This is a genomic window from Nonomuraea sp. NPDC048882 (genome assembly GCF_040649755.1).
Taxonomy (GTDB): domain Bacteria; phylum Actinomycetota; class Actinomycetes; order Streptosporangiales; family Streptosporangiaceae; genus Nonomuraea; species Nonomuraea maheshkhaliensis.
Genome location: NZ_JBEZGB010000018.1, coordinates 121,373 through 148,055, shown reverse-complemented (window position 1 = coordinate 148,055; position 26,683 = coordinate 121,373). Strand labels below are relative to the sequence as shown.

20 protein-coding genes are annotated in these 26,683 nt (G+C 69.1%); 10 read left to right on the top strand and 10 right to left on the bottom strand.

Translation table 11 applies throughout. The annotated features are described in order from the left end of the window. Positions 1–595: 595 nt before the first annotated feature. From AB0C27_RS45055 to AB0C27_RS45040, 4 genes are all read left to right on the top strand, one after another. Positions 596–2,773: an alpha/beta hydrolase-fold protein gene (locus tag AB0C27_RS45055; RefSeq protein ID WP_357858503.1), complete on the top strand. Its 2,178-nt coding sequence runs from the start codon at positions 596–598 to the stop codon at positions 2,771–2,773. 149 nt (positions 2,774–2,922) lie between these two features. Then, entirely contained in the window at positions 2,923–4,284 is a 1,362-nt protein-coding gene (locus AB0C27_RS45050) for an extracellular solute-binding protein (protein WP_357858500.1), read from the top strand. Between the two features lie 79 nt (positions 4,285–4,363). Next, complete coding sequence (locus AB0C27_RS45045) at positions 4,364–5,305, top strand: sugar ABC transporter permease (protein ID WP_357858497.1); 942 nt, start codon at positions 4,364–4,366, stop codon at positions 5,303–5,305. Then, the gene (locus AB0C27_RS45040) at positions 5,302–6,186 is read left to right on the top strand and encodes a carbohydrate ABC transporter permease (RefSeq protein ID WP_357858494.1); all 885 of its coding nucleotides are present in this window, start codon (positions 5,302–5,304) and stop codon (positions 6,184–6,186) included. Before AB0C27_RS45045 ends, AB0C27_RS45040 begins: the two co-directional genes overlap by 4 nt. A gap of 25 nt (positions 6,187–6,211) precedes the next feature. Here AB0C27_RS45040 and AB0C27_RS45035 read toward each other — a convergent pair whose 3' ends face one another. Then, a complete protein-coding gene (locus AB0C27_RS45035) occupies positions 6,212–8,731 on the bottom strand; it encodes a LuxR C-terminal-related transcriptional regulator (protein WP_357858491.1) in 2,520 nt (839 codons plus the stop codon). Positions 8,732–8,796: 65 nt separating this feature from the next. Between AB0C27_RS45035 and AB0C27_RS45030 the strand changes: the two genes are divergently transcribed. Further along, complete coding sequence (locus tag AB0C27_RS45030; protein ID WP_357858488.1) at positions 8,797–9,834, top strand: hypothetical protein; 1,038 nt, start codon at positions 8,797–8,799, stop codon at positions 9,832–9,834. Between the two features lie 46 nt (positions 9,835–9,880). Here the strand turns inward: AB0C27_RS45030 and AB0C27_RS45025 are convergent, their stop codons facing one another. Then, entirely contained in the window at positions 9,881–10,639 is a 759-nt protein-coding gene (locus AB0C27_RS45025; RefSeq protein ID WP_357858485.1) for a GntR family transcriptional regulator, read from the bottom strand. Between the two features lie 119 nt (positions 10,640–10,758). On the opposite strand from AB0C27_RS45025, the gene AB0C27_RS45020 reads away from it, so the two are divergent. The 5 genes from AB0C27_RS45020 (at position 10,759) to AB0C27_RS45000 (ending at position 15,960) form a co-directional block, all read left to right on the top strand. Then, complete coding sequence (locus AB0C27_RS45020) at positions 10,759–11,907, top strand: SIS domain-containing protein (protein ID WP_357858482.1); 1,149 nt, start codon at positions 10,759–10,761, stop codon at positions 11,905–11,907. A 13-nt stretch (positions 11,908–11,920) separates the two neighbouring features. Next, positions 11,921–12,907: a BadF/BadG/BcrA/BcrD ATPase family protein gene (locus AB0C27_RS45015; protein ID WP_357858479.1), complete on the top strand. Its 987-nt coding sequence runs from the start codon at positions 11,921–11,923 to the stop codon at positions 12,905–12,907. Next, the gene (locus AB0C27_RS45010) at positions 12,904–13,833 is read left to right on the top strand and encodes a DMT family transporter (RefSeq protein WP_357858476.1); all 930 of its coding nucleotides are present in this window, start codon (positions 12,904–12,906) and stop codon (positions 13,831–13,833) included. The genes AB0C27_RS45015 and AB0C27_RS45010 overlap by 4 nt, the downstream gene beginning before the upstream one ends. 33 nt (positions 13,834–13,866) lie before the next feature. Further along, positions 13,867–14,670: a family 43 glycosylhydrolase gene (locus AB0C27_RS45005; RefSeq protein ID WP_357858473.1), complete on the top strand. Its 804-nt coding sequence runs from the start codon at positions 13,867–13,869 to the stop codon at positions 14,668–14,670. 81 nt (positions 14,671–14,751) lie between these two features. Further along, complete coding sequence (locus tag AB0C27_RS45000) at positions 14,752–15,960, top strand: DUF2786 domain-containing protein (protein WP_357858470.1); 1,209 nt, start codon at positions 14,752–14,754, stop codon at positions 15,958–15,960. A gap of 113 nt (positions 15,961–16,073) precedes the next feature. Here AB0C27_RS45000 and AB0C27_RS44995 read toward each other — a convergent pair whose 3' ends face one another. The 8 genes from AB0C27_RS44995 to AB0C27_RS44960 all read right to left on the bottom strand — a co-directional run bounded on the left by AB0C27_RS44995 (position 16,074) and on the right by AB0C27_RS44960 (position 26,592). Further along, positions 16,074–17,744, bottom strand: a complete 1,671-nt coding sequence (locus AB0C27_RS44995; protein ID WP_357858467.1) for a hypothetical protein — start codon at positions 17,742–17,744, stop codon at positions 16,074–16,076. 202 nt (positions 17,745–17,946) lie between these two features. Beyond that, positions 17,947–18,114: a hypothetical protein gene (locus AB0C27_RS44990; protein WP_357858464.1), complete on the bottom strand. Its 168-nt coding sequence runs from the start codon at positions 18,112–18,114 to the stop codon at positions 17,947–17,949. A 42-nt stretch (positions 18,115–18,156) separates the two neighbouring features. After that, positions 18,157–18,540, bottom strand: a complete 384-nt coding sequence (locus AB0C27_RS44985) for a TetR/AcrR family transcriptional regulator (RefSeq protein ID WP_357858461.1) — start codon at positions 18,538–18,540, stop codon at positions 18,157–18,159. Between the two features lie 449 nt (positions 18,541–18,989). After that, positions 18,990–20,270 (bottom strand): caspase family protein, encoded by a 1,281-nt coding sequence (locus AB0C27_RS44980; RefSeq protein WP_357858458.1) that lies wholly within the window; start codon positions 20,268–20,270, stop codon positions 18,990–18,992. 2 nt (positions 20,271–20,272) lie between these two features. Then, complete coding sequence (locus tag AB0C27_RS44975) at positions 20,273–20,638, bottom strand: hypothetical protein (RefSeq protein ID WP_357858455.1); 366 nt, start codon at positions 20,636–20,638, stop codon at positions 20,273–20,275. Further along, entirely contained in the window at positions 20,639–21,007 is a 369-nt protein-coding gene (locus tag AB0C27_RS44970) for a hypothetical protein (RefSeq protein WP_357858452.1), read from the bottom strand. A 108-nt stretch (positions 21,008–21,115) separates the two neighbouring features. Then, a complete protein-coding gene (locus tag AB0C27_RS44965; RefSeq protein WP_357858449.1) occupies positions 21,116–25,825 on the bottom strand; it encodes a glycosyltransferase in 4,710 nt (1,569 codons plus the stop codon). Between the two features lie 50 nt (positions 25,826–25,875). Next, entirely contained in the window at positions 25,876–26,592 is a 717-nt protein-coding gene (locus tag AB0C27_RS44960; protein ID WP_357858446.1) for a helix-turn-helix transcriptional regulator, read from the bottom strand. Positions 26,593–26,683: the final 91 nt, after the last annotated feature.

Sequence of the window (26,683 nt, the reverse complement as noted above, 5' to 3'; positions counted from 1 at the left end):
CGCAACTTGTTCGGCGTTGCGAGGACCCTAGGCGCCGCATATGTTGCCTGTCAACGGCTTGACTTGGGCGCCGGCCTCGCCGACAGCCCAGCGAGAAGGGTGTGAGGATTGGGTTCCGAAAAAGTTTCGAAGGTTCAGGTGACGCCGCGGCGTCCGGCCGAGCACTGCCCAGCCTGCCTCGCCTGATCTGACACGTGTCTTATTCGAGATACGGCCGACCGGAAAGCTCTTGTTTCTGTAATCGTGATCGCTTACGTTGGCGCTGCAAACGTAACCGACAACGATTACGGCTGGTGAGGCCGGCGTGGCGAGTCCGGTGGCGACGAGCCTGCGGCGCGGCCGGCCCGGCCGTTCGTGCTGCCGGCCCGCCTGATGACGCGCGGGTCCATCGCGGCACCGAAGACTCTGTGAGCGTGGCGTCACGTACAGAAGTGACGTCCTCTCGCACCTGACGCTCGCTGCAACGAACGTCAGGTGAGCACGCTGACCCCTTGACGGACGGAGGTGCGGAAACCACACCCACGAACTTTCCACCGCTGGATCAGGCTGGCCGGTCGAGGATCAATCGAGGCCAGCCGTCAAAGGGAGTTTCCGCATGCCCTCTTTACCTTATCATGGCAGCTCACGACCCCTGGGCGTGCGCCGGCTGCCGGCGGTGCTCGCCGCCGGAGCCATGGCGATCGCGGCGATGTTGTTCGCGCCGTTGTCCGCGCCGTTGTTCGCGCCGCTGCCCGCAGTGGCGGACACGCCGTGGCTGAGTGTCTCGGCGGACGGCTACGCCTCGTTCACCGTCCCGAACGCCTCCGTCCAGGCCGCCGTCGGCCAGGTGTCGCAGGTCGTCATCGCGGGGAATTTCGGCCCCTCCTTCGCCTGGGCGGAGTTCGGTCTCACCCGCAGGGGCGACGCCTGGTCGGGCGTCCTCGGCCCGCTCAAGCCGGGGCTGTACTCCTACCAGGTCACGGGCGACGACACCAAGGTGCTCAAGGATCCGACGAACAGCACCAGCGTGGCGTCCAAGCCCGCCTGGAGCACGTTCTTCGTGGCGGGCGACTCGGCACGCCTGCTGGCGGACGTGCCTGAGGGCCAGGGCGGCAGGGTCGAGACCCTCACCTATGGGCAGCGGTCGGCCCTGGTGTGGACGCCGCCGGGGTACGCGCCTCAGGGCCCGAAGGCGTACCCGGTGCTGTACCTGCGGTCAGGCGACGGTGCGAAAGCCACCGACTGGCTCGACCTCGGCCGTGCCAAGCAGATCCTCGACAACCTGTCGGCTCAGGAGGCCATCGAGCCGATGGTGGTCGTGATGAGCGACGGTGACGGGCCGGAGGAGGACCTCCGCAAGGCGGTCGGGAACCGTTACCGCGTCCTGCGCGATCCCGGGCACCAGGCGATCGCGGGTGTGGCCGAAGGCGGAGCGCGGGCGCTGCGTGCGCTGACCCGCCCGGGCCGGTTCGCCTACGCCGGCTCGTTCTCGGGCCTCCCGCCGTCCTCCGCCGGCCCGGCGGAGGCGAACAAGATCGACCGCCACGCCAAGCTGCTGCGCCTGTACACGGGGAACGTCACGGACCCCGCGTACAACGCGACCGTCCGGCTGACCAAGGCGCTGGACCGTGCCCGGGTCAGGTACGAATTCGACGGCGTCAACCCCGATGCCGGCGGGAACTGGAACGCCTGGCAGAAGAACCTGATCGACTTCCTGCCGCGGCTGTTCCGCCGGGTTTCCGACCATGGTCCGAGCGCCGGTCACGGGAGGCTGAAGGGTGAGTTCACCCCGCCGCCGGCCGGCACCACTCCCACGCCGTTCGTGACGCGCGACGGTTTCGTCACCTTCGAGACCACGACCGATTTCGCGGACGCCCAGCGCGTCAAGGTATGGGCGAACTGGGCTCCCAACGGAAGCTGGCTGCGCGTGCCGATGTCCCGTGCGGGCGACCGGTGGCGGGTGACGGTGGGCCCGCTCGATCCGTGGTTCTACTACTACCGGCTGATCGCCGACCTGACCTCGGTCAAGGATGTGTCGAACCCGACGAAGGTGACCTCCGAGCCGACCTGGAGCACCTTCCTCGTCTCTGGAGAGAGGTCCCGCCTGCTCTCGGACGTCCCCGCAGGCCAGGGCGGAAAGGTCGAGAGCCTGACCTATCAGAGCACCGTGGCGGGCGCGGAACGGACCGCGCTGGTGTGGACCCCACCGGGCTACGACCCGGATCGCGCGGAGCCGTACCCCGTCCTCTACCTCCAGCACGGTGCCGGCCAGAGCTACACGGACTGGGTGGAGATGGGACGGGCCAAGCAGATCCTGGACCACCAGTTCCTGGAGGGCGACCTGGTGCCGATGGTGGTCGTGATGGGCAACGGCAACACCTCCGACTTCACCAGGGAGTTGCTGGAGAACATCGTCCCGGCGGCCCGCGCCCGCTACCACGTCTCGAGTGATCCGTCGCGGCAGGCCCTGGCCGGCCTGTCGATGGGTGGCGGGCAGACGTTCGGGGTACTCAAGGCGCACCCGGGCCGGTTCGCCTACGTCGCGGCCTTCTCGGCCGGGTTCGGCAGCGGCGACGGCGTCGACGCGGCGGCGATCAACGCCGGGACCAAGCTGCTGCGCCTGTACGTCGGAGACCAGACCGACTTCGTGTACCCGTCCTTCATGACGTCCCTGCGCACTTTGGACAGCCTGGGCATCCACTACGAGTTCGACGGAGTGACCCCCGGGCCGCACGGCTGGGACGTGTGGCAGAAGAACCTCATCGACCTGGCGCCGCGCCTGTTCAGGCGCTAGGCACGCGGGCCGCGTACCACCACCCCCGTCCTCCACCCCCGTCCTCCGCCCCCGTCGCGACCGGTCGCCCCCTCGCGGCCGGTCGCCCCGTCTCATCGGCGGCGCCACCGAACCTTCGTGCGCCGCCATCCCGAAGAGGAAGCACGTCCATGAAGAAGAGACTTCCCGCCACGGCGGCCCTGATCGTCACCGCGACCGCGCTCGTCGCCTGCTCACCCGGCGAGCAAGGCGGTGCGAGCACCGCCGCGAGCGGAAGCGGCGCGAGCAACTGCACGAACACGATCCCCAAGAAGGACCTGCCGGCCGTGACGATGTGGGGCTGGTACCCCAACATGCAGCTCGTCGTCGACAACTTCAACAAGCAGAACAGCGAGGTGCAGGTCTGCTGGACCAACGTCGGCCAGGGCAGCGACGAGTACGACAAGTTCCAGACGGCCATCTCGGCGGGCACCGGCGCGCCCGACGTCATCATGATCGAGATGGACCGGATCCCGACCTTCCAGATCCAGAAGTCGCTCGTCGACATCAAGCAGTACGGCTTCGACCGGGTCAAGGCCGACTACGGCGACGGCGCGTGGAAGGACGTCTCGGTCGGCGACGCGGTCTACGGCGTGCCCGTCGACGGCGGGCCGATGGCGATGATCTACCGCAAGGACCTCTTCGAGAAGTACGACATCACGCCGCCCAAGACGTGGGCCGAGTACGAGCAGGCGGCGCAGAAGATGAAGGACGCGGGCGGCCCGCAGTTCGGCGACTTCGCCGCGAACGTGTCGGCTCTCACGATGGCGCTGCAGATCCAGAAGGGCGCCGCTCCGTTCGCCTACGACCCGGCGCGGCCGAGCACCATCGGCATCAAGCTGAACGACCAGGGCTCCAAGGACGTGCTCGACTACTGGGCGGGCCTCGCCAAGAAGGGCCTGGTCGGGACGCAGGACCAGTTCACCCCCGAGTACATCTCCGGGGTGATCAACGGCAAGTACGCGACGTACATCTCGGCGGCCTGGGCGCCCGGCTACCTCACCGGAGCCGGTGTCGGCAAGGGCGAGGACACCGGCAAGTTCGCGGTGGCGCCGCTCCCGCAGTGGGATGCCGCCAACCCGGTGCAGGTGAACTGGGGCGGATCCGCCTTCTCCGTGACGAGCCAGGCCAAGAACCCCGAACTCGCGGCGAAGGCGGCCTACGGCCTCTACGCCGACAAGGAGTCGCTCACGGACGGCTGGACCAACCAGATCATCTTCCCGCTGAACCTCAAGGCGCTCAACGACCCCGCCTTCGTCAACCTGAAGGTGGCCTTCTTCGACGGCCAGCAGGCCAACAAGGAGGTCTACGTCCCGGCGGCCAACGCCTACAAGGGCGTCACCTACAGCCCGTTCGGCCAGTACTACTTCGACGCCATGACCAAGCAGGTCAGTGCGCTCAACGAGGGTTCCGTCACCGGCGCGCAGGCCGCCGACCGGCTTCAGGAGGACGTGGCGAACTACGCCAAGGAGCAAGGTTTCACCGCTCAGTGACGTGAAAGGGCGGGGCCGCGCCGTCTTCGACCGGCCGGCCCACCCGCGGTCCCCCAGCATCGACCTCTCGGAGCCCAAGTTGACCACCCTGACAGAGAACAGCGCGCCACGCGCCCAGGAGAAGACCCCCAAAGTCCGCGGCAAGGTGCGCCTTCGTGAGCATCTGATGGGATGGCTCTTCGTCGGGCCGTTCGGGATCGTCTTTCTGGCGCTGCTCATCGCGCCGCTCGCGTACGCGCTGTATCTCAGTCTTTTCCAGAAGAAGCTGATCGGCGGCACCAGCTTCGTCTTCCTCGACAACTACGTGAAGGCGTTCACCGACCCGAGTTTCCTGTCCGGTTCGTGGTTCGTCATTCGTTTCTCCCTGGTCTCCATTCCCCTGCAGATCATCGTCGCGCTCGCGATGGCCCTGATCCTGGACGGCGTGACCTCGCTGTTCACCCGCTTCTCCCGACTCATGATCTTCCTTCCTTACGCGATTCCCACGGTCATCGGGGCCGTCATGTGGGGCTTTCTCTACAGCAAGAGCTTCGGGCCGCTCTCCGGCATCTTCGGGATGTTCGGCGCCACCCCACCCGACTTTCTCAGCGGCAATCTGATCTTCTACGGCCTGGTCAACGTCGTCACCTGGCAATGGGCCGGCTACTACATGATCATCCTGTACGCGGCGCTCCAGGGCATCGACCCGGCGCTCTACGAAGCCGCCCGCATGGACGGCGCCGGCAAATGGCAGATCGCGCTCCGGATCAAAATCCCGCTGATCCTCCCCGCGCTGCTCCTGATCCTGGTCTTCGCACTCATCGGGACCCTGCAGTTCTTCAACGAACCGCAGATCCTGCGCTCCCTCGCGGCCGGCACCATCGGCCCGGACTTCACCCCGAACATGTACGCCTACCAGCAGGCCTTCGCCCTCGCGAACTTCAACTACGGCTCCGCGATCTCCTTCGCCCTCGGCGGGATCGTCTTCGTCGGCGTCTACGCCTTCCTGTTCATCACCCGCAAACGGAGGAGCTTCCTGTGACGAGCGCCCGCTCCCGCGCCACGGCCCGCCGCCGCCCGCAACGCCACCTTCCGCTGCAGGTACTGCTCGGCTTTCTCGTCGTCTATTTCCTGGCGCCGTTCTGGTGGGTCATCGTGAACAGCTCCAAAGACGCCCCCGGTCTGTTCGGCGGCGGCAACACCCTGTGGTTCGCCGACCGGATCGACTATCTCGGCAACCTTGGACAGTTGTTCAGCTACGACAACGGCATCTACGGCCGATGGATTCTCAACTCCACGCTGTACGCGGTCGCGGGCGGGGTCGGCGCCACGATCCTTTCCGTCATGGCCGGCTACGGATTCGCCAAATACCGATTCGCCGCCAGACGCTTCAGCTTCGCACTCGTGCTCGGCGCGCTCATGGTGCCCGCGACGGCCCTGGTGATCCCCACCTTCATGATGTTCTCCGCGTTCGGCCTGACCAACACGGTGTGGGCGGTGATCCTCCCCTCACTGCTCAACCCGTTCGGCGTCTATCTCATGCACGTCTACGCGCGCGACGCGGTCCCCGACGAAATCCTGGACGCGGCGCGGGCCGACGGCGCGGGTGAAATACGGACGTTTCTCCAGGTCGCCTTTCCCCTAATGCGGCCCGCGATCGTCACGGTGCTGCTGCTGTCCGCCGTGGCATCCTGGAACAACTATTTCCTGCCCCTCGCCATGCTCTCCGACAACCGCCTCTTCCCCGTCACCGTCGGACTCGGCCTCTGGCAGGGCATCGCGTCGGCGAACAACGCGGGCAGCACGTCCCTGTGGAGCCTCATCATCCTGGGCGCGCTCGTGTCGGTCATCCCCCTCGTCATCGCCTTCTTCACCCTGCAGCGGCACTGGCGCGGGGGACTGTCCGTCGGCGGCCTCCGGTAGGCATGCGCATGGGGTACTCAAACGGTTACAGGTACTCCAGCACCTCGGCGAGGGCCTTCCTGTCAGGAGTGCCGGTCTTCTCATAGACGGCGTAGAGGGTGTTGGCGACCGTGCGTACGGACAGCACGAGGCGCGAGGCTATCTCGCGGTTGGTCAGGCCCTGGGCGGCGAGGGTGGCGATCTCCCGTTGACGCGGCGTGAGGCCTGGCAGGGAGAGGCCGACCAGGGCGGGGGTGCGGGCGCCCTGGCAGCGCCGCGTGAGCGTCCAGGCCCGGGTCTCGGCACCGGTGGCCCTGCGTGGCTCGCCCGACTCCACGAAACGGGCGGCGGCCTGGGCGGCCGACTCGGCGGCGTAGAGGAGGAAGCCGAGCCGGGCGAACGACTCCGAGACGGCCAGGAGCTCGCCCGCCGTGCGGGCGGCCGCGTGCCGGGCGAACAGCGGCGCGAGCACGCCGTCCACGGGCAGCGCGGCCAGCCGGTCCGCGACCAGACCGGGACGGCCGAGCCGGACGACGTCGTGGAGCGCGAAGAGCGTGAACATCAGGTACGGCGACTCCGCGACCGCCAGCGCCCGCTCGATCGCCCCCTGAACGTCGCCCCGCGCCGCCAGAGTCCAGATCCTGGCGGACTCCAGCGGCAGATCGGTCAGCGGTCCCAGGGACAGCGCCAGGCCGGTGGCGCGCGCGAGCACGGATTCGGCGGCATCGGCGTCGCCGCGCAGGGCGTGGGCGTACGCGATCTCGCCCAGGCACGGTCCCGCGTAGATCGTCGGTACGCCGGGCAGCCGGACCAGCGCCTCGGCCCCCGTGACCAAGGCGTCGGACAGCCGTCCGCGCAGCCGCAGCAGCTGAGCCCTGCGCACGCACGCCTGCAGGCTCACCCGGTTCCACGACCCGACGTACTCCTCCCCGCTGGCCAGCATCGCGGCGAGCCTGTCGGCGTGGTCGAGATCCCCTGACATCGCCGCGGCCATCGCGCCGTTGTCGATGACGATGCCGGTGATGCTGGGCTTGGCCTGCGGCTCCTCTTCCAGGAGGGTCATGAGCTCGGCGACGCATTCCAGCGCCCTGGCGGTCTCTCCGGTGGCCGTCCGCAGCGGGGCCTCCGTGATGAGCACCGACCCCCTGGCGGCGTTGCCGAGCGGCTCGGGCGACCGGTGGGCCGAGGCCACTTCTGCCAGAGCTGTGCGGAGGTCGCCGGTATAGATCCCGATGGAAGCGGTGAAGCAGCGCAGGATCTGGCGTTCGCCGGGGTCGGACGTGCGCGCCATGGCCTCGCCGAGCAGTGAGGTGTCGTGGCGTCCGAGCCCCCACACGAGGTTGAGCGTGCTCATCGCCGCGCATTCCATCCGGTGCGTCGGGCTCAGCGGCGCCGACCAGGCGCGGGCGTAGCACTCCGCGGCCTCGGTGTAGCGGTCGAGCAGGTAAAGGATGCTGGCCAGCGCCAGCCACGCCTCACCCGAGTCGCCGGCGGCCCTGGCCAGCCGCTCGGCCAGCGGCAGGTCGCGCACCGCACGGGCGTGGCCGCAGGCGCGCAGCAGCAGGGACGGGTCCGCGCGGTCGCCCGCGTCGAGCCGCCACACCGCCACGCGGAGCATGTCGTCACGCCTGCGCAGCCCGGCGGAGGACACGGCGTCGGCCAGGGTGTGCAGGATCGTCCTGGTACGCAGGGTTCCGCACGACGCCCGGATGACCTCGCCGTAGAGGGGGTGCGCGAGCCGTACCGCGAGCCTGCGCTCGTCGGCCTGGACGGTCACGAGCTGACGCTCCTCCAGCCCCTGGACGGCGGCGGGCGAGGTCAGCGAGGCCAGCAGGTCGGCCCCGAGCGGCTCGCCGAGGGCCAGGTGTTCCAGCGCGGAACGTTCCTCCGGGTCGAGGTCGCCGATCCTGGCGGCGATGGTCTCCCGCATGGTCGTGCTCATCAGGAGCGGACCGTGCCAGAGCCACAGCCCGCCCACGTCCCGCAACACCCCGGACAGCACGAGCTCGCGAAGGTAGAGCGGGTTCCCCCGGGTGAGCCGCCACAGCCGGGTGAGCGAGCCGGACTCCACCCTGCCGTCCAGGGCTCCGGCCAGGACCTCCGCCGTCTCCTCGCGGGTCAGCGCCTCCAGGGTCAGGCGCGGCAGCAGGTCGTCCTTCCACAGGGCCACGACGGCGTCGGGCGGCTGTTCGCCGCTGCGTACCGTGACGAAGAGCCGCACCGCCCGCTGCGCGGCGAGGAAGTGCACCAGCGCGGCGGAGGCCGGGTCGAGCGCGTGCGCGTCGTCCACCACGAGCACGTCGGCGGTGATCGACTCCGACGCCCATCTGAGCAGGTTGGCCGAGGGCGGCGAGGCGGGGAGCAGGTGCGCGAACGCGCCGAGCGGCAGCTCGGCCGCCGCCGTCGTGGCCCTGACCCAGGCGACGTTCCGCCCGTCGCGTACGGCCTCGGCCACCAGCCTGGTCTTGCCCGCTCCCGCGGGCCCGAGCACCACCGCACCCGCCGGCGAGGACCTGAGCCGCGCGAGTTGCTCACCGCGTCCCGAGAAGGGCCAGGTGCTCGACATGCCGCGAGGATATTTGAGTAAGGGTGGCTCAAGCGAGGGAGATTCGGCGTCGCCATGCTGGTGCCATGCACAACGACCTCACCGACCTGGTCAGACAGGCTCTGGATGACCCCTCCGCCGAGATCGCCGAACAACGCGTCGAGCCGGTCGACTGTCCCTCGTACGCGCTGTCCACCGCCGGCCTGCACCGCGTCATCGGCACCACGACGTCCGGGGCGAGCTGGTCGTTCTTCGTGAAGTCCGTACGGTCGTTGCGCGTGTGGGAGGGGCTCGCCGAGTTTCCGGAGGCCATGCGTCCGCTGATGGGCGAGTTGTTTCCCTGGCGCGCGGACGCCGACGCGTACCTGGCCGCCGAGCCGCTGCCCGACGGGTTGCGCATGCCCCGCCTGTGCAGGCTGGACGTGCTGGACGACGACCGGCTGGTCATGTGGCTGGAGGACGTCGAGCAGTCGCCGGTCGCATGGGACCTGGACCGCTACCACCGCGCGGCCCGCCTGCTGGGCGAACTGGCCGCCATGCGTCCCGCGCAGGGCCCCGACACGTCGTTGCGGATGTTCGTCATGAACGTCCCCCCGCGGCTGATGATCCCGGCGCTGTTGGACGAGAAGGTCTGGCGGCACCCCCTCATCACCCCGTACGCGGACGAAAGGCTCAGAGAGGACATCGCCTTCCTGGCAGGCCGGATCCCCACGATCCTGGAGGCCCTGGAACGGCTCCCGCACACCGGCGTCCACGGCGACGCGAGCCCGCAGAACCTGCTCGTGCCCGCCGACGGCTCGGCGGAGTTCGTCGCCGTGGACTGGAGCTGGAACTCGCCGAGCGCCATCGGATTCGACCTCGGCCAGCTGCTCATCGGGCGGGTCCACGACGGCCTGCTGCCGGCCGCGGACCTGCCCGCCGTGCAGGAGGCCGTCATCGACGGCTACGGCAGCGTGATGAAGCACGACGGGTTCGCCGCCGCGCTGGTCCTGCGCAGTCTGTGGACGGCGATCCCCGTCGACAGACTCACCGACGAGCCGGACGACGAGCTGCGCGCGTACTTCGCCAACCGGGTGGCGCTGGCCCGCTACCTGGCCGAGCTCGGCCGATCGCTCGACCTTTGACGCGACGGCCGGCGAACGGGGTCGGCCGGGAGTCGTACGCGGCCGCTCAGTCGGTGATGGAGGCGCGGAAGCGGTAGCGGTCCCCCCGGTAGACCTGGATCGTCAGTTCGAGCGGCCGGCCGTCCTGGTTGAAGGTGAGCTGCTCGGCGACCAGCACGGGGGTGCCGTCGTCGATCTCCAGCAGGTCGCGCTCGTGGGCCCGGGGCTGCCGTGCCTCCACCGAGTAGTCCGCGACCCGGGGGAACTGCGCCGGGTCGGCGCCGCGCAGGGTCGCGTACAGGGAGGCGGCGGTGAAGTCGGTGCCGGCCAGCGCGGGACAGAGCGCCAGCGGCACCCGGTTGTGCTCCAGCACGACGACGAGGCCGTCCAGGAAGCGCAGGCGGCGCATCTCGAACAGCGCGGCGCCGGGGCCGATCCGCAGGGTCTCGGCCTCGTTCACGGTCGCCGGCCTGGCGCCCGACTCCAGCACTCGGCTGCGGGTCGCCAGGCCGTGCTTCAGCGCGTAGTCGGCGAAGCCTTCCACGGTGTGGCCGCCTGCAGGGGTGGGGGCCTGCTCGGCCCCGGTGACGAACCACCCGCGGGCGGCGGCGGACTCCAGCAGGCCCCGGCTCGCCAGCTCGTTCAGCGCGGCGCGCAGCGTGTCCCGCGACACCGCGTAGCGCGTGGCCAGACTCCGCTCGGAGGGCAGCCGGTCTCCCGGCTTGGCGCCACGGGCCGTGATGTCGCTCCAGAGCTGGGAGGCGATCTGGACGTAGCGCGGCAAGGCGTCGTCACTCAGCAGACCTTGCGGAAAAGAGGGAGGCATACCAGAAGCATACCAGTTTACGACCATTGACGGCCATAATCCTGGCCAGTACTCTTCCAGCTAGTGGTCAGCTGGGAAACGCGGCCACTGATCGACCGCCCCACCTCAAGGGAGTTCCTGTGACCGGCCTTCTCGGCAGCCTGGCTCACGCGACCGGCGCCGACGACACCGTCCGTGAGATCGCCCAGCAGCCCCGCGTCTGGCGGGAGGTCGACGGCATCGTCGCCGCCTCCCGGCCCGAGCTCGACGCCTTCCTGCGGCCGGCCGCGGCCCGCGTGGTGCTCACCGGCGCCGGCACGTCGGGCTTCGCCGGGCAGGTGCTCGCCACCACGCTCACGCGGCGGCTCGGGCGGCGGGTCGACGCCGTGCACACCACGGACATCGTGGCCGACCCGCGCGGCTGCTTCGCCGAGGACCTCCCCACCCTGCTGGTCTCCTTCGCCCGCTCCGGGGACAGCCCGGAGAGCATCGCGGCCACCGAACTCGCCGAGCAGTGCCTGTCGGACGTGCGCCACCTGGTGATCACCTGCAACGCGAAGGGGCGGCTGGCCCAGGAGCACTCGGGCAGGACCGGCTCGTACGTGCTGCTGATGCCGCCCGACTCCAACGACCGCGGCTTCGCGATGACCTCGAGCTTCACCGGCATGACGCTCGCCGCCCTGCTCGCCCTCGGCGGCCCCGCCTACGCCCGGCTCACCGTGCGGCTGGCCCGCACGGCCGAGCGGATCATCGAGGACGGCATCCTCGACCAGGGCATCGACGCGCTCCTGGCCCGCGACCCCGAACGGATCGTCTACCTGGGCAGCGGCCCCCTGCGCGGCCTGGCCGCGGAGTCGGCGCTGAAGACGCTCGAACTCACCGGCGGGCAGATCGTCGCGCTCTCCGACTCCGCCCTCGGATTCCGTCACGGCCCCAAGGCCGTGCTGAACGAGCGCACGGTCGTGATCGTGTACGTGTCGAACGATCCGTACACCCGCAGGTACGACCAGGACATCCTCACCGAACTCCGCGCCACCATGCCGCCCGGCAGTGTGATCGCGGTCGGCGGCGCGCCAGAGGACGGAAGCCGGCCGCTCCGCGAAAGCTGGCCGCTCCTCGGCGCCGAGGACGTCGAGGACGCGGCGCTGGCCCTGCCCGCCGTCCTGTGCGCCCAGCTCATCGGCCTCAAGGCCGCCGTGCTCCGTGGCATCCGGCCCGACAACCCGTTCCCTTCCGGCGAGGTCAACCGCGTGGTGCACGGCGTCACCCTGCACCGGTTGCAGCACTGACAGAGGTGACAGCATGTTTCTCGGCGTCGACGGCGGCGGAACCAAGACCGCCTTCTGCCTGGTCGACCAGGACGGGAGGATAGCGGGGCAGGCACGGACCGCCGGCAGTTACTACTTCTCCCAGGCCTCCGAAGGCATCGGCATCGTCGAGCGGGCCCTCAGGCAGGGCGTCGAGGCGGTCTGCGCGGAGGCGGGCATCGAACCCGCCGGCATCGCGTACGCCTTCTTCGGCCTGCCGGGCTACGGCGAGGCCCCCGGCGACCTGCCCGTCCTGGACGCGGCCCCGCGCGCCGTGCTCGGCCACGACCGTTACACCTGCGACAACGACACGGTGTGCGGGTGGGCCGGCTCCCTCGGGGCGGCGGACGGCATCAACGTTCTCAGCGGCACCGGGTCCATGACCTACGGCGAGCGGTCAGGCCGCGGTGTCCGGGTCGGCGGCTGGGGAGAGCTGTTCGGCGACGAGGGCTCCGCGTACTGGATCGCGGTCCGCGGCCTCAACGCGTTCACCCGGATGAGCGACGGACGCCTGCCCGAAGGTCCGCTCGCCGGGGTCCTGCGCCGCCACCTCTCCCTCACCTCAGACCTCACCGTGATCGACGTCGTGTTCAACCGGTGGCGCGGCGACCGCGGGGAGATCGCGGCACTCAGCCCGCGGGTCGCCGAGGCGGCCGGGCTGGGCGACGCGTGCGCCGCCGCCATCCTGGCCGAGGCCGGGCGCGAGCTGGCGCTGCTGGTGGACACCACCCGTGAACGGCTCGGCTTCGAGCCCGGCGAGCCCGTACCGGTCTCCTACTCCGGCGGCACGTTCAGCGCCGAGGCGGTGCTCGATGCCTTCACCCGGGAGCTGAAAGCCCTGCACGCCGGTTACGAGCTGCGCCGCCCGCTGTACGAACCGGTCGTCGGAGCCGCGCTCTACGCGGCGAAACTCGCCGGCACCCCCCTGGACCGGGTCGCGCTCGACCACCTGCTGACCGCCGGACAAGGAGAAGGCGAATGATCGATCTCAAGCGGAGCTGGATCCTCTACGCGACCCTGCTCGTCGTCTTCTGGGGCGTGTGGGGCGCCTTCTCCAGCCTCCCGACCAGCCTGTACGGCTATCCCGACGAGATGGTGTACGTCATCTGGGCGTTCACCATGCTGATCCCCGCCTACTTCGCGATGCGCGGCAACCGGTTCGACCGGCGGCCCGTCGCCGCCCTCTACGGGCTCATCGCGGGACTCACGGGCGCGGGCGGGCAGCTCCTGCTGTTCCAGGCACTGTCCAACGGCCCCGCGTACCTGATCTTCCCGATCGTGTCCCTGTCGCCGGTGATCACCGTGCTCATGGCCATCGCCCTGCTCCGCGAGCGGATCCAGCGGCTCGCCGTCGTCGGCGCGGTCGCCGCGCTGGCCGCGATCGTCCTGTTCAGCATCCCCGGCAGCAGCGACGACTCGAACACGACCGGGCCCTGGCTGCTGCTGGCCGTCCTGATCTGCGTGGCCTGGGGTGCGCAGGCGTTCTTCATGCGCAAGGCCGCCCTGCTCGGCGTCAACGACGCCACCACCTTCGGCTGGATGACGATCAGCGGGCTGCTGCTGATCCCGGTGGCGGTGCTGATGATGGGCGGGCTGCCCAGCGGGGCTCCCTGGCAGGCGCCCGCGCTGACCGCGGTGACCCAGGTGCTCAACGCGGCCGGGGCGCTGTTCCTGGTGATGGCGCTCAGCCGGGGCAAGGCCGCGGTGGTGGCGCCCATCACCAACGCGCTCGCTCCCGTCCTGACGATCGTGCTGTCGCTGGCGGTCTACCAGACGCTGCCGTCGGTCTACGGGGCCGTCGGCATCGTGCTCGCCCTGGGCGGCTCGACCCTGATGGTGTACGCCGACGAGAAGCGCGGGGAAGACGTGACGGCGGGCGCGGTGTCACCGGAGGCGCCCGCCTCCTGACGGCCCCAGGGCAGCGTTACGATACCTGGTCACGTGGCACGCGCACGAAGAGGGGATCGCCGATGTCCGACGACTCAGGGCTCATCGAGGAGCGCTCGGCCGGCGGCGGGCGCACGCTCGACGACATCCAGATCCGCGACCCGTTCCTCCTCGACGACGGTTCCTCCCGAGGTGCACGAGCATCAGGGCCGGTTCTTCATGTTCGCCACCTTCACCGCCCCGGACGGCTACCGGGGAACGCAGGTGCTCGTGGCGGACGCCCCGCAGGGCCCGTTCACGCCGTGGAGCGAGGGTGCGATCACGCCCCGCAAGTGGCAGTGCCTCGACGGCACCCTCTTCGTCGACGACGCCCCCTGGCTCGTCTACTGCCAGGAGCGGACCCAGATCCACGACGGCGCCGTCTGGGCCCAGCGCCTCACCCCGGACCTGCGCGAAGCGGACGGCGTACCCGTCTTCCTCTTCAACGCCTCCGACGCTCCGTGGGCCAGGCCACTCGACCACCCCAAGGCCCGCGCCGCCGAGCTGCCCGTCTATGTCACCGACGGCCCGTTCCTGTTCCGCCTCGCCGGCGGGCACCTGATCATGCTGTGGTCCAGCTTCGGCGACCAAGGGTACGCCATGGGCATCGCCCACTCGTCGTCCGGGCAGGTCACCGGGCCGTGGACGCAGGAGGAGCAGGCGCTGTGGTCCAGGGACGGCGGCATGATCGTACGGCTGCGCGACCAGAGCCTGGCGCTCACCCTGCATCGGCCGAACACCACTCCCCACGAACGGGCGATCATCCGTCCGCTCGTGGAGCACGAGACCACCGTCACCCTCGCCGAGTACGATCGGTAAGCGGACCCCGCGCCGGTGAGCAGGGACGGGGGCCGCGCCCGGTAAGGTTCAGGCGGACTTTCCCTGACGTGGACGGAACGTGTGAACAAGGCCGATGAGCTGATCAGCGCGGCGATGGACGCGCTGGCCCGCGAGGATCAGGCGGCCTTCGACTCCGCCGCCGCCTTCCTGGCCGACCGGGACGACGCCGATCGTGTGCTGGTGGAGGCCGCCACGCGGGCGATCTCGGGGGTGTGGCGGAACGGCTGGCAGCCCGCCGACGTGGTCAGGATCGCGGCCAGGCGGCTGAGCGACCGGCACGAGCGGGTGGCGGCCGATCTCATCGCCTGGGAGCTTCGGTCCTACGCGCAGGACACGGTGGACGAGCGCTGGCGCGACCAGCTCGCCGGCTTGGCGGCCACGGTGTGGTGGAAGGGCGGCTACCTGGCGGCGCGGCAGGCCCGCGACGGGGCCGGCCGGCTGGTGACCGTCTCCGGCGTACTTGAACTGCTGCGGCTGCTGACCGGGCTGCCCCGGCTGGAAATGCTGGGCCCGCCGCCCGGCCATGCCCGCCGTACGGTCCGGGCACGCCCGCACGCGGTCAGCGAGAAGACGCTCACGCGGGTGCGGGGGCTGCTGGCCAAGGCGGAGTCGACGCCGTACGAGGCGGAGGCGCAGACGTTCACCTCGGCGGCGCAGAGCCTGATGGCGAAGTACAGCATCGACGCGGCGATGCTCGACGCGGCGGCGCTGGAGGCGCTGGGGGCTCGGCAGGGTGGGGGCGCGGCGCCGGAGGGCGTCCGGGTCGGCGTCGACGCGCCGTACGAGCAGCCCAAGGCCGTCCTGCTCAACCTCGTCGCCGAGGCCAACAGGTGCCGGGTGATCTGGTCGCGGGAGCTGGGGTTCGCCACCGTGCTGGGGTTCCCGGCGGACCTGTCCTGGGTGGAGATGTTGTTCACCTCGCTGCTGGTGCAGGCGCAGACCACGCTGGAGAACTCGGGCACCAAGAAGCACGGCTCCGGCCGGTCCAGGAACAAGGCGTTCCGCCAGTCGTTCCTGTCGGCCTTCGCCTCCAGGATCGGCGAGCGGCTGGCCGAGGCCACGGCGGCCGCGGTCGCGCAGGAGAGCGCCGGGCGGGGCACCGACCTGGAGCCGGTGCTGGCGGCCCGGGAACAGGAGGTGGAGCAGGCGGTCGAGCGCATGTTCCCGAACCTGGTCTCGCACCGGACGCGCACGTCCTGGGACCGGGAGGGCTGGGCGGCCGGCCGCACCGCCGCCGACCAGGCCAGCCTCGGCACGCGTGACCGGTAGCGGTCGCCGGCGGCGAGGCGGAGATCGGCGTGGTCTTCCCTGCTACGCCTGATCCAACGCTCCCGTCCGGCAGGGTGGCGGCGATGCGGATCGCCGCCACCCCTGCCGGGAGGTTACGCGGGAGGCCGGGGGACGAGGACCACGTGGGTGGTCCTCGCCGGCTCGATCGTCGAGTTCCCCAGCACCTGGATGACGTACGTGTGCTTGCCGGCCTTCGCCGGCGTGTCGGTGAAGCTGAACGACCCGTCGTCGGCGGCGGTCATCTTGGCCACGCCTTCCGAGGTGGTGCCGTCGGAGTTGGAGACGTTGCGTACGACGGTGACAAAGGTGCGCGGGAAGGTGATGCCGTCGGCGGCGAACGTTCCGTCGAATTCGAGTGGCTCGCCGACGGCGCCGCTCTTCGGGCCGGTCACCGTGAGCACCGGCTGGTACCGGCCCACCTCGACGACAGCCGAGGCGCGGCTGCTCTCGAACCAGGAGTTGCCCGGCCAGGACAACCGATATTCGTACGACCCGACTGCCGGTGCGGTGTCGGTGAACCGGTACGTGCCGTCCGCCTCCGTGGTGACCTCCTGGAAGGGCCCGTCGGTGCCGTCGGGGAGCCGGCGATGCAGCTCAAGCGTCTGCACCCCGGGCGGCGCGCCGGAGCTCAGCGTGAGCTGCCCGGTGAAGGTCAGCTGCTTCAGCGTGGTTGCCTCGGAGGGCGCCGCCATGGTCAGGGTGGAGGCGTGGAACGGCGAACGCGGCAGCCGCCAGAGGTGCATGCGCCCGGTGCCGGGCTCCTTCAGCACCGCAAAGGTGAATATGCCATAGAGGGCGATGCTGCCCGCCACCAGCGTCTTCCCCCGGTGGGCGGCCGAGTAGATCACCTCCGCCGTGGCCGGGTCGTACTCCACGAACTCCGCCGCGTCGCCCGCGGCGGAGTTCCAGCCGCCCACGACGTAGGCGCCGTCCGGGCCGCCCGCGACGGCGGTGGGGAGGCCGTGCTTGCTCAGCTTGCCGCTGTAGTAGGAGCGTGTCCTGGCGTTGGTCGTCGTGTCCCAGGCGTCGAACCGGTGGGTGTCGCTCAGCGCCGACAGCGCCGTCGATCCGTAGTCGCCGACAGCGAGGTCCCGCGGGGACGTGTCGACACGGATCTCGCCGCGCGGGGTGGCCGGGGCGGTGCTGACGTCGTACACCTTGATCGAGGCGGGGCCGGCTCCCGGCTCTCCCGCCACCAGGGTGCTTCCGGCGACGGCGACCAGCGGAGGCTGCGTCGTGCCCGACTCGACCGGGACGAGGACGGGCACCGGCCGCCACAGCTCAAGGGCGACGACGCCTCCTTGACCTGCTTGGCCGCAGCCGTATCCGACCCACACCCGCTCGTACGACTGGGCCAGCGTGGACGGGCACGGGTAGGCGGTGAGGTCGATCCGCTGGATGATGGCGAGCGTCGCGATGTCGATCTCGATCACTTCATGCGAATCGCGCAGCGCCGCGTACACCTTCCTGCCGTTGTCCGCCACGGACAGGGCCATGGCACCGGACAGGCCGCCGATCGTGTCGATGAGCGTGCCGCCGCTGTCGGTGACCACGATCCGATCGTCGGCGGCGATGAAGATCTTGCCGCTCTGCCCCACCACGTCGCCGCCCCTGCCGGCGGCGACACCGAGGTCGATGACGGTGCTGGCGGCCGAGGCGGCGGGTGCCTGAGCGACGAGCAGGCCCGCTGCCAGGAACAGGGTCCCGGCCAGGGCGACTAATCGGTGGGTGAGAGGAACACTGCCAGAGCTTGAGAGGCGCACAGGCACTCCATTCAGGGAGGACGATTGTCGAACACATGTTCGCACATGTGATCATCGTCGTCCAGAACGGCCTCGGCCTCTGGCCGCCGCTCAGCCTGTCGAGCGTCCATCTGGGAGGCGATCAGGCGGACCGGGCTGAGGTTGTCGGCCGATCCAGTACGACAGCCGCCATTCACTGCGTGAGCTGGGATGACGCCGGCGGCTACCGCGGGGACGGGGCGAGCCAGTGGCGGGTCAGGTCACGGACGGCCTCCAGCCACCGCTCCGGCTGCTCGCCCGCGCCGATCGCGTCACCCGCGCTGTGCAGGACCGTGAACAGGATCGTGGCCGTGGTGTGCGGGTCGACCTGGCGGAACGCCCCTTCGTCCATGCCGCGGCGCAGTGCCCTGGCGATGGCGTCGAGTGTGGCCCTCTATCCTTCGTCCGCGGACACCCGCACGGGGCCGGGGTGGAAGACGGCGGCATGCAGGCCGCCCGGCTGGGCGATCGCCTCGATGGCCGCCGCACACTCGGCGTCGAGGGTGGCCCACCAGTCGATCGGCTCGGTGGTCTCAGCGATTCGGTCGAAGCGCTCCACGTAGTCGCGCAGCACGCGGTCGCGTACGGCGGCGAGCATGTCCTCCCAGGAGGAGAAGTAGACGTAGAACGTGCCTTTGGCGGCGTCGGCCTCGGCGGTGACGGCCTGGACCCAGTTGCTCACCTCCTGGCCGGACTCCAGCAGCCGGACGGCGGCGTCGATGAGTTCGCCGCGCCTGGCCTCGGGGGAGAGCCGGCGGCGGCTCCTGGAGCTGACCATCGCCCCAGATTAGTGGACGCGTCCGTGCCGCCGCGGCCGGCGCACACGTGGTCGCTCCGGCGCGATTCGCCGCGTGATCCGCCATGTGATCCGGGGCCTCGACGCGGGGTCGAGCAACCGGCTCACCAGCTGGAGACCATCGGCCGCCTGGGACATGGCAACTCCTCGAAGATTGTTGACTTGAGGTCATTAATATTGACCTTAGGTCAGTAAGTCAACGCCGAGGAGTCGCGCGTCCGCCCTGCCGGAGCAAGACACGCAGTCTGAACGTTGGCGTCCGCAGGGATGGTTCGTCTTCGACATGGTGTTCGACGTTGTGGGCATGAAGACACGGCCGCAGAGGCCCGAGGTGAACTGCTATGCCGAGCGTTGGGCCAGAAGGCGACTTAGCGGTACGCCCGGCAGGCCGGCCTGATCAAGCGAGCCCGCCAACGCGGCGCCAGAATTCGTCATCCCGTACTCGACGTGCTGGGTTTCACTCGCTGGTTGAGTTCGGAGCACCAGGACTCAACCTGGTCCATCTTGCTGCCGAAGCGGAGGTTGTAGTTCCAGCCCCAATCCTCCATGGCGGCTGGAACGCGCTGCTCCGATTCGGCGTCCGTGTCACTGAAGCAGACTCCTGCCTCCACCTGCACGTCGAACGAGCCCACGTGGTTCTTCAGATAGGAGGGCAGGGCCACCTTTGAGTCGGGCTTCGGCGTCCACTTCCACATGCGCCCCTCGTAGTTCGGTTCCGGCCACAGGCACACTGAACCTCGCGTGCACTTCAGCTGTCGTTGGAACGTCAGCGTTGCGGAGGCTGGCGGATTTTCGCCTGAGGCGAATTCATCGAAATTGAGGACGACGGGGGTCCCTATCGCGATCGTGGCGACGATCGCGAATGCGATGCGCCATCCTTTTCTCCTCCGCAGTCTGGCGAACCGGTAACGAAGCTGTGCCCATCTGCGGCGCGGCGTGTACTCGGCCACGGGCTTGGCTGCTCCCGGCAGTGCGCAGTTACGCGTCAATGCCAATGAGTCGACGGTGTCGGTATTGAGCTGGTTCGGCTCTGGGAACCCCTCGGACTGCAGGGAGTTGTGCACTTCTTGGTAGATCTTCCTCATGGTCAGAAATTCTGGTCCGTCGGGTATCCCCTTACGGGCCAAGGTGAGCAGCGCGCCGGTGAACGCCGTATATGTGGCACCTGGCAGCACTGTGGAGGCCCGGTTGGGTGCGGAGGAGGTAAGCGTGTAAACGCCTTTAATGTCCATCTGGCCGAGAATGCTGTTCTCGTCGCCCAGCGGCAAGAACGTTTTGGCGGCACGCCCGCTGAAACAGCAGTCCATGATGAGGATGCGATTGTCGGCGCCGCTGTTCCGTACCAGATCCCCCACGACGTCGAACTTGAGTCCGGTGACGGGCAAGGCGTCGGTTTCGGTGTCCTCGAGCGTGAGGTAGAGCTCGTTGTGCTGCGGCCCCACCAGGCCGTGACCGGCGTAATAAACCAGCAGCGTGTCTTGCGCGTCTTTCGCGGCGGCCGCGAGCGGGCCGAAGACCTCTCGCGGGTTCTTCGGATTCGGCACGACGATGCATCGTTCCGGTGTCAAACCTCCCAGCGCGGGGTCGGTGAGGACCTGGTGCAAATCCCTGAGGTTGTTCTTCACGGCGGGCAGCGAACGCAGATTCGACGAGGCGTAGGTGAACGTCCCGATCAAGATGGCTCTGGATCGATGCGGATCCGGAAGTCGCATGGTCAAGCCTCATCCGGCGGTGCCGGCGCCTGCGCCTCGCGCAGGAGGGCTTGGACGTCCGAGGTTCTCACCCGCTGCGCCGACAGCGAGGTCTTCCGGCCGTCGGCATGGGTGATTTCGATCTTCACGTCGGCGCGCTGCTGAGTCAGCCACGTCCGCAGGGATTGCGCCAGTGCCGTCATCACGGTGACCGAGGATGCGGCGGTGATGACGATCTCGACCGCCATGCCCAGGTCCTCGTCCGAGACGGGCGGATGGCCCTGCGTCACTCGGCCGCGGAGTTCGGGTTCGTCGTGGAGCCATTCCCAGAGTGATTCTATGGCTTCCTCGGGGTTGTGGCCGGCTCCGCTGATTCTTATTTCATCCATTTACATGTTCTCGCAGGTCGGTGATGGGTCGATCCGTACGGCCGTCGCAATTCCGGTGAACCCGAAGATCCGGTTCGGCGGATAACACGACACGAAGCCGCTGGAGTACAGAACTCGGAGCACATCGTCACGTCTGGTGTTCCAGCCGTAGATCGCCCCTCTGCTGACGCCCAGTCGTTGCCATCCGCGAGTGAAATCCCGGAGCTGGCCGGTCTTCACGACCGAGGAGTCATCCAGCATCCGGTAGAAACAGACATACGGATAGGCGCAGGCCGGCAGTCCGGCCGCCCGCGAGACGCCGGGGGACAGAAGATTGAGGGCGGCGCTCGACGCCACCACCAAAATGCTGAAACTGCTGCGCACGCGCATGGGCCGAGCCGCCTCTTCGCCTTGAGGGATCCGCACGGAGCAGCGCGGAAAGAAATGTCAACAGCTTCGTCGGTCCACGGCGTGATTTCCAGACGTTTCCCGTCGGCACTACTGAGGAAACGATGGGAAACCATCGCTGTCCCGCGTGTGCGGATCGATGACCACGGTTCCATGGCTGGTACCGGCCGCGAGCGTGCCGTCAGGAAGTGAAAGAAGATCGCTGATCGGCGCGCCGACGTCGATGGTGACGGGCGGGTTCCCCATGCGCGCGCTGCGCCAGACGTTGATCAACCCGTCCTCGCCGCCGGAAATGAGCAGATCCTCGGTCTCCAACGTGCAGGTCACAGACCGGCGGTGCGCTGAATGCGTCAGCAGACCGTGCCGGGTCTCCAGCAGCAGTAGCCCGGAGTGGGTACCGGCGACGACACCGCCGATCGCTGGGGACGACATGAGACTGCGCACGGCTTCGGAGGCGATGCTCCGCACGGGCGCGACGGGGCTCAGATCAGACAGCCGCCACGCCCCTGCCCGGCCTGACCGGTCCCCGGCCAGTAGCACCGCCCCGCCATCGGGATCAGGAGCGATAGATACGGCGGTCACCGCCTGCTCCAGCCCCGTGAGGAGCTGATCTCGGCGGGCATGCGGACGCGTCGCGACTTCGTCCCTGATGGAGACGATGCCGCCGCTCGTCACGCTCACCAGGATCGGCCGGCCGTCGAGGACCAGGAAGCCCGAGTAGACGATCCAGTCAGGTTCCGCGCCGCTCGACCACGTCGGAGGGCCGGGCGCGATTCCGATCCCGAGGGTCCCGTTCTCCGTTCCCGCGGCGTACCAGACCTGTCCTTCGATGAGGGCCAGTGCGGTTGTGCTCAGAAGTTCCGGCTCGGGAGGGCCGAACGGGCCGGCCACGCGATCGCCCGCCAGCGCGTCGAAGACGGCGAACCGACCCTGGTCATTCGATACGGTGGCCAGGATTCGGGGTCCGGCCGCCGCGAGACGGGAGGTCGACCAGCGTTCGGCGACGAAGCGGTCCTGCGGCTGTATGGCGTCGATACCGCTAAGGGGCCACAGGTGGACACCGTCGTCCTCGCCCCCGCCCACCGCCATGGGGCGCCCGGCGATGTCGGCGGTGGTGAGATCCCACAGCGGCTCGCCGTGACCGCTCAACGCGATCGGCCACAACGCGCGGCTCGCGACGTCGATGATCTGTACGTCGTCCGTTTCACCGGCCAGCAGAACCAGCAGCTTGGCCCCTACGCGTGCGGCTGAGATCGTGCTGATGAGCGGGGAACCGGGCACCTGGACGGTCGTCACCGCGGGCACGGGGCCGGCCGGCCATAGACGCACGCTGCCGTCGTCGTGCCCGGTGACCGCCCAGAGAGCGGGATCGTCGCCCGGGATCGCGGCGAGTGCGGTCACCCGCGGTTCATCCGCTGCCGAGCGCCGAAGCAGGCGGCCGGTGCCGATCTCCCAGTGCCAGAGGAATCCGCTGCCTGTCACGAGAAGGACGTCTCCCCGCAGACCGGGCACGATCCGGTCGACTCCGGTCCCGTCGATCGACGTCGCCGGAGCGAGCGGCTGCAGGGGCAGGACGTGCCAGGGACGCAGGTGCCCGTCCGCATAGCCCGCCACGGCGATCCATTCGGATGCGTGCTGTACGGTCGCCAGCGCGGACACCGCGGCGCCGGCCGCCTGGCTGGGCCGCGTGAGTGCCGCTCCGCCCGGGAGCTCGAGCACGTGGAGCTGCCCGCCCGCTGTTCCCACGACGACCAGCGGCAACCCGTCGACCTCGGCCACGGCCAGCGCCCGCACGGCGTGCTCGAACGATATGGCTTGATCGGTGTCCGCGATTCTGGTCGTGGATCCCCTGTCCTCTGACCATGCCTCGGGCAGATTGGTGATGGCCAGCGTCCTGTCGTCGCTACCGCTGAGCACGACCACTTCCTCGAATACGGTCGCGACGCCTACCTGGTTGATCGACAGACGGTGCTTCCGCGCGATTTGATGCCCCACGATGGGGCGCCAGCGCGCCTTAAGCGGCCACCACGGGGCTCCGGGCAGACGCGCCTGCGGCTGCCAGGCCTGGATGAGGCCAGCATCTCCCGACCTGAGTGCCCCCAGCGCCAGGTAGGCGGCCCGTTCCGGGACCGGGGTCTCCGTGTCCTGATGCCGCGCGACGGACTCGTAGGCGGAGGCCGCAGGCATGTCGGCGGCGGTGATGTTCGGCAAGGCTCGGACGACGGTCGTCCGTCCCGCTCTCACCAGAAACATCGCGTCCCGTGTCAGCCGGGGCAGAACCGAGGTTCCCGCCGCGTGGCTGAGGACGTACGCGAGGACGTACGGGTCGGCCTCGGCCCATACCGGTGTGCCCGCCTCGGAACGGACGGAGGCCACCAAGGCCGTGGAGATCGTCTCCCGCACTTCCGGTCCCGGCCGCGGCGCGTCGGGGAAGGCGGCGGGAACAGAGGACAGGGTGTCGTCCAACGCCTCGTGGAAGAGCCGGTAGAGAGGACGGCCCAAGGGCTGTCCGTCCATACCCGCCTGACGCGTGGCGGTGATCAGCGAGCCCAGGGGCCCGGCGAACAGATCGACCAGGTCGCTGACCGTGTACCTGCCCGGCGCACCGGCGAGTTCGCCCGCCAGCCGCAGCCACAGAGCGGACGGAAGCCCGAGCCCATGAGCATGAGCGAGCGGTCGCAACAGATCTTCGGCCTGCGCGCGGTCAATGGGCAGCGCGTCGAGGTAGCCGTCCATCGCCGCTTCCACCGAATCGGGGAAGGAGCGGTCGGGCAGGATCTCGCCACGCTCCGCGACGGTCAGGGAACTGAGCCGGGCGATCAGGAAGGAACAGCCCGCGCGTCTACCTAGGGCGTTGGCCACCCTGCGGGTCCTCTCCTGGGACGTGAACAGTCCCGAACCGTCGACAGGCGCGGCGGAGACCAGGATGCGGAAGGCGTACTCCGCCAGGGCGTCCGGATCGGCGAAGCCGTCCTCGTCGGTCCGGTCCAGGTCCACGGACTCAACGCCTTTGGACAGTCGCTGGGCGAGATGCCGGCGCGCACCGACGAGCAGGCGAACGGAAGTGGTGGCGCGTCGCCGGATGATCGGCTGAACGATCTGCTTGATCAGTTCCGGCGCGTCGGGTGATTCGTCCACGGCATCGAGGACGATGCAGGTCGGGGTGGAGAGCTCGGCGAGTTCGGCATGCAGTTGGTCGGCATCGGCGCACACGAGCCCCAGCTGCTCGGCGATCGCCTCCACGACCGCCTGCAGGCGTAATGCCTTCGCGTGCACCACCGCCTTGATCAGCGGCCCGGGATGGCGGGGATAGGCTGACTCGTCGTACAACGATTCGCCCACCTCCGTATCATCGCCGCCCAGGGCGAACCACGCGAGGATCGCTGATTTGCCCGACCCGGGGTCGCCGGTCACCACGCAGACCGGCCGGTCGTGTCGTGCGGAGATCCATCGCACGATGTGCTCGATCGCGCGCCTCCGGCCGGTGAACAGGCACTCGGCTCTGCCGCCCGGCAAGAACACCCGAACGCTCGCGAGCCAGTGTTTGCGCGCGTGCGTCAGGGGAGCGACACCCGCACCGGGGGCTCGCAAGCTGAGGACCTTGGCCGCCGCACTGGACCATGTGCACCGCTCGGCGAGGACCCGGCGGACGCGGCTCGCGCGGGCGAAGGCCGCGTCGGCGTTGTCGAGTACCGACGCGATCGCATCTCCCCAGTTACGAACGTCGGTATCGTCGTCATGCACAGGAATGACGATGCGCGCCGCATCGTCCGCCGGCAGGACCTGGCGCAACAATGCGCCGAGGCCGCTTCTGCGGCTCACCAGCACAGGCGTGCCGGCGACTATGGCCTCCGCGCCCGCCAGGCCGAATCCCTCCGCTCGCGAGGGCATCAGCACCAGCGTCGCGCGCCGAATGTCTTCCTGGAGGTCTGTCTCGACCTCCGAATACGACCGCATGGCAATGCGTAAGGAAGCCTTCCCGGTCCAGGTGACGAAGGCTTTGTGCAGTTCCGCTTGCTTACCTTGAGGTGTTCCCCGTAGCAGGATCTCGACCTCGGTTTCGCTGTCGGCCCGGTGTCCGATCGCGTGTGCAACGGCCTTGGCCGCGATGTCGAGGCCCTTGAGTCTCTGGTCCTCCAGCCGCCCGAGGATCAGGATCTGTTTCGGGCCGCCCGGAGGGGGACTCCGGTCACCGCGGTCCTTCACGTCGAACCCGGGGTCGAGGCGCAGGGCCACTGGCGGATCAGCCGTCGCCGACAGGTCGCGGATCAGTTGCTCGTGAAGCCTGGGCCCGACCGCGGCGATGCCGGTGGCACCCTGCGCGATCTCTTTCTCCACCCGCACGCGGTCCTCGGCCCGTTCGCCGATGGGGTGGTCCTCGTCCGTCTTCGCCCATTCCGTCTCGTCGGGTGAGGTGTGCACCACGTGCAGCCTGGCCGCACTGGTGTACTGGTCCTCGACCAGCGCTCGTGCGGCGGGCCCCGTGATGCGCCCATGGCCGATCACGATGTCGGGTGCGATGCCATCGGGCAGCTCGACGGGCCGCATCAGCGCGTCCCGTCCAGATCCGCCGGGAGTCATCGGGGCCAGGATCAGCGTGACACCGGCTCTGGCGGCGTGCAGGATCTGGTCAGGGGACGCGGAAAGCACTACGCAGAAGACACGTGCCCCTGCCGCGGCCAAGGCGGTGCACAGCTGACGATTGAAAGTCGTCATGCCGCCATGAATCGATAACCAATCGGTGTCCAGTGCGAGGACGCGAGTTGCTCGCGGTCCCTCTTCGGAAGGGGCATCACGCATGGTGGTCCAGACGGTACCTGACTGTCTCGGAGTGGGCGCGGAACAAACGATCAGGATGTGCCGGCGCAACGCCGGCAGCGTTCCCGATCAGACCAATCGGTAAGGTTGAGCAGTTCGGGCAGCAAGGGCGGCTGACCGAATTCGGCACGCATTTCCATGCGAAATGACCAGAGCGCTTCTGCGTATCGGTGGTACGCCTCGTGATATTGGGGCGACTCAAGCTTGGCTCCTGCCCGGATCGTGTCACGGATCGCGACGAGCCGCAGGAACGCCTCCTCGCCGCTGGTGACCATTAGAACGGTCCCGGACACGAGCAGGCGCTCTCTGGCCAGGTAAAGTCCGGCCTCGTGTACTGCCCTGTTGGCGCGCGCCGCGTGGTCATCCGGATCGTGCGGCTCGGTCCCGGCCACCTCGCGAAGGGCTTTGTGGGCCGCGTCGAGGGCGGCGAGGAACTCCAGGCCGTACACGGTGCTGGGGCGTTCCGGACGGTCACCGGCGCTGCCTTCCGCGACAAGGGCCGCCAGCTTGCCATCCGCGCCGAACGCCTTGTCACAGGCTTGAGCGAGTGCTGGGCTGCAATGTGCTCGACCTGTTTCCACCTTGCTCAGATATCCCTTGGAGTAATGGATTCTCTGTGCGAGATCGGCCAGTGACATGCCCTCGGCTTCGCGCCTTCGGCGTATTTCCTTGCCCAGGGCGTTGTCCGCTCCGCCTATGTGGCCGTGGTGGCCGTTCTTGGTCGCTACGGAGAGGCGATCGGTGGTCACACACCATGTTTACTCCTGGATCTTGGGGCGCGTCCACCGGTCATACGTAGCCATAGAAGGCATGCCCGAAAGGTAAGCCGCTTGCGGGATA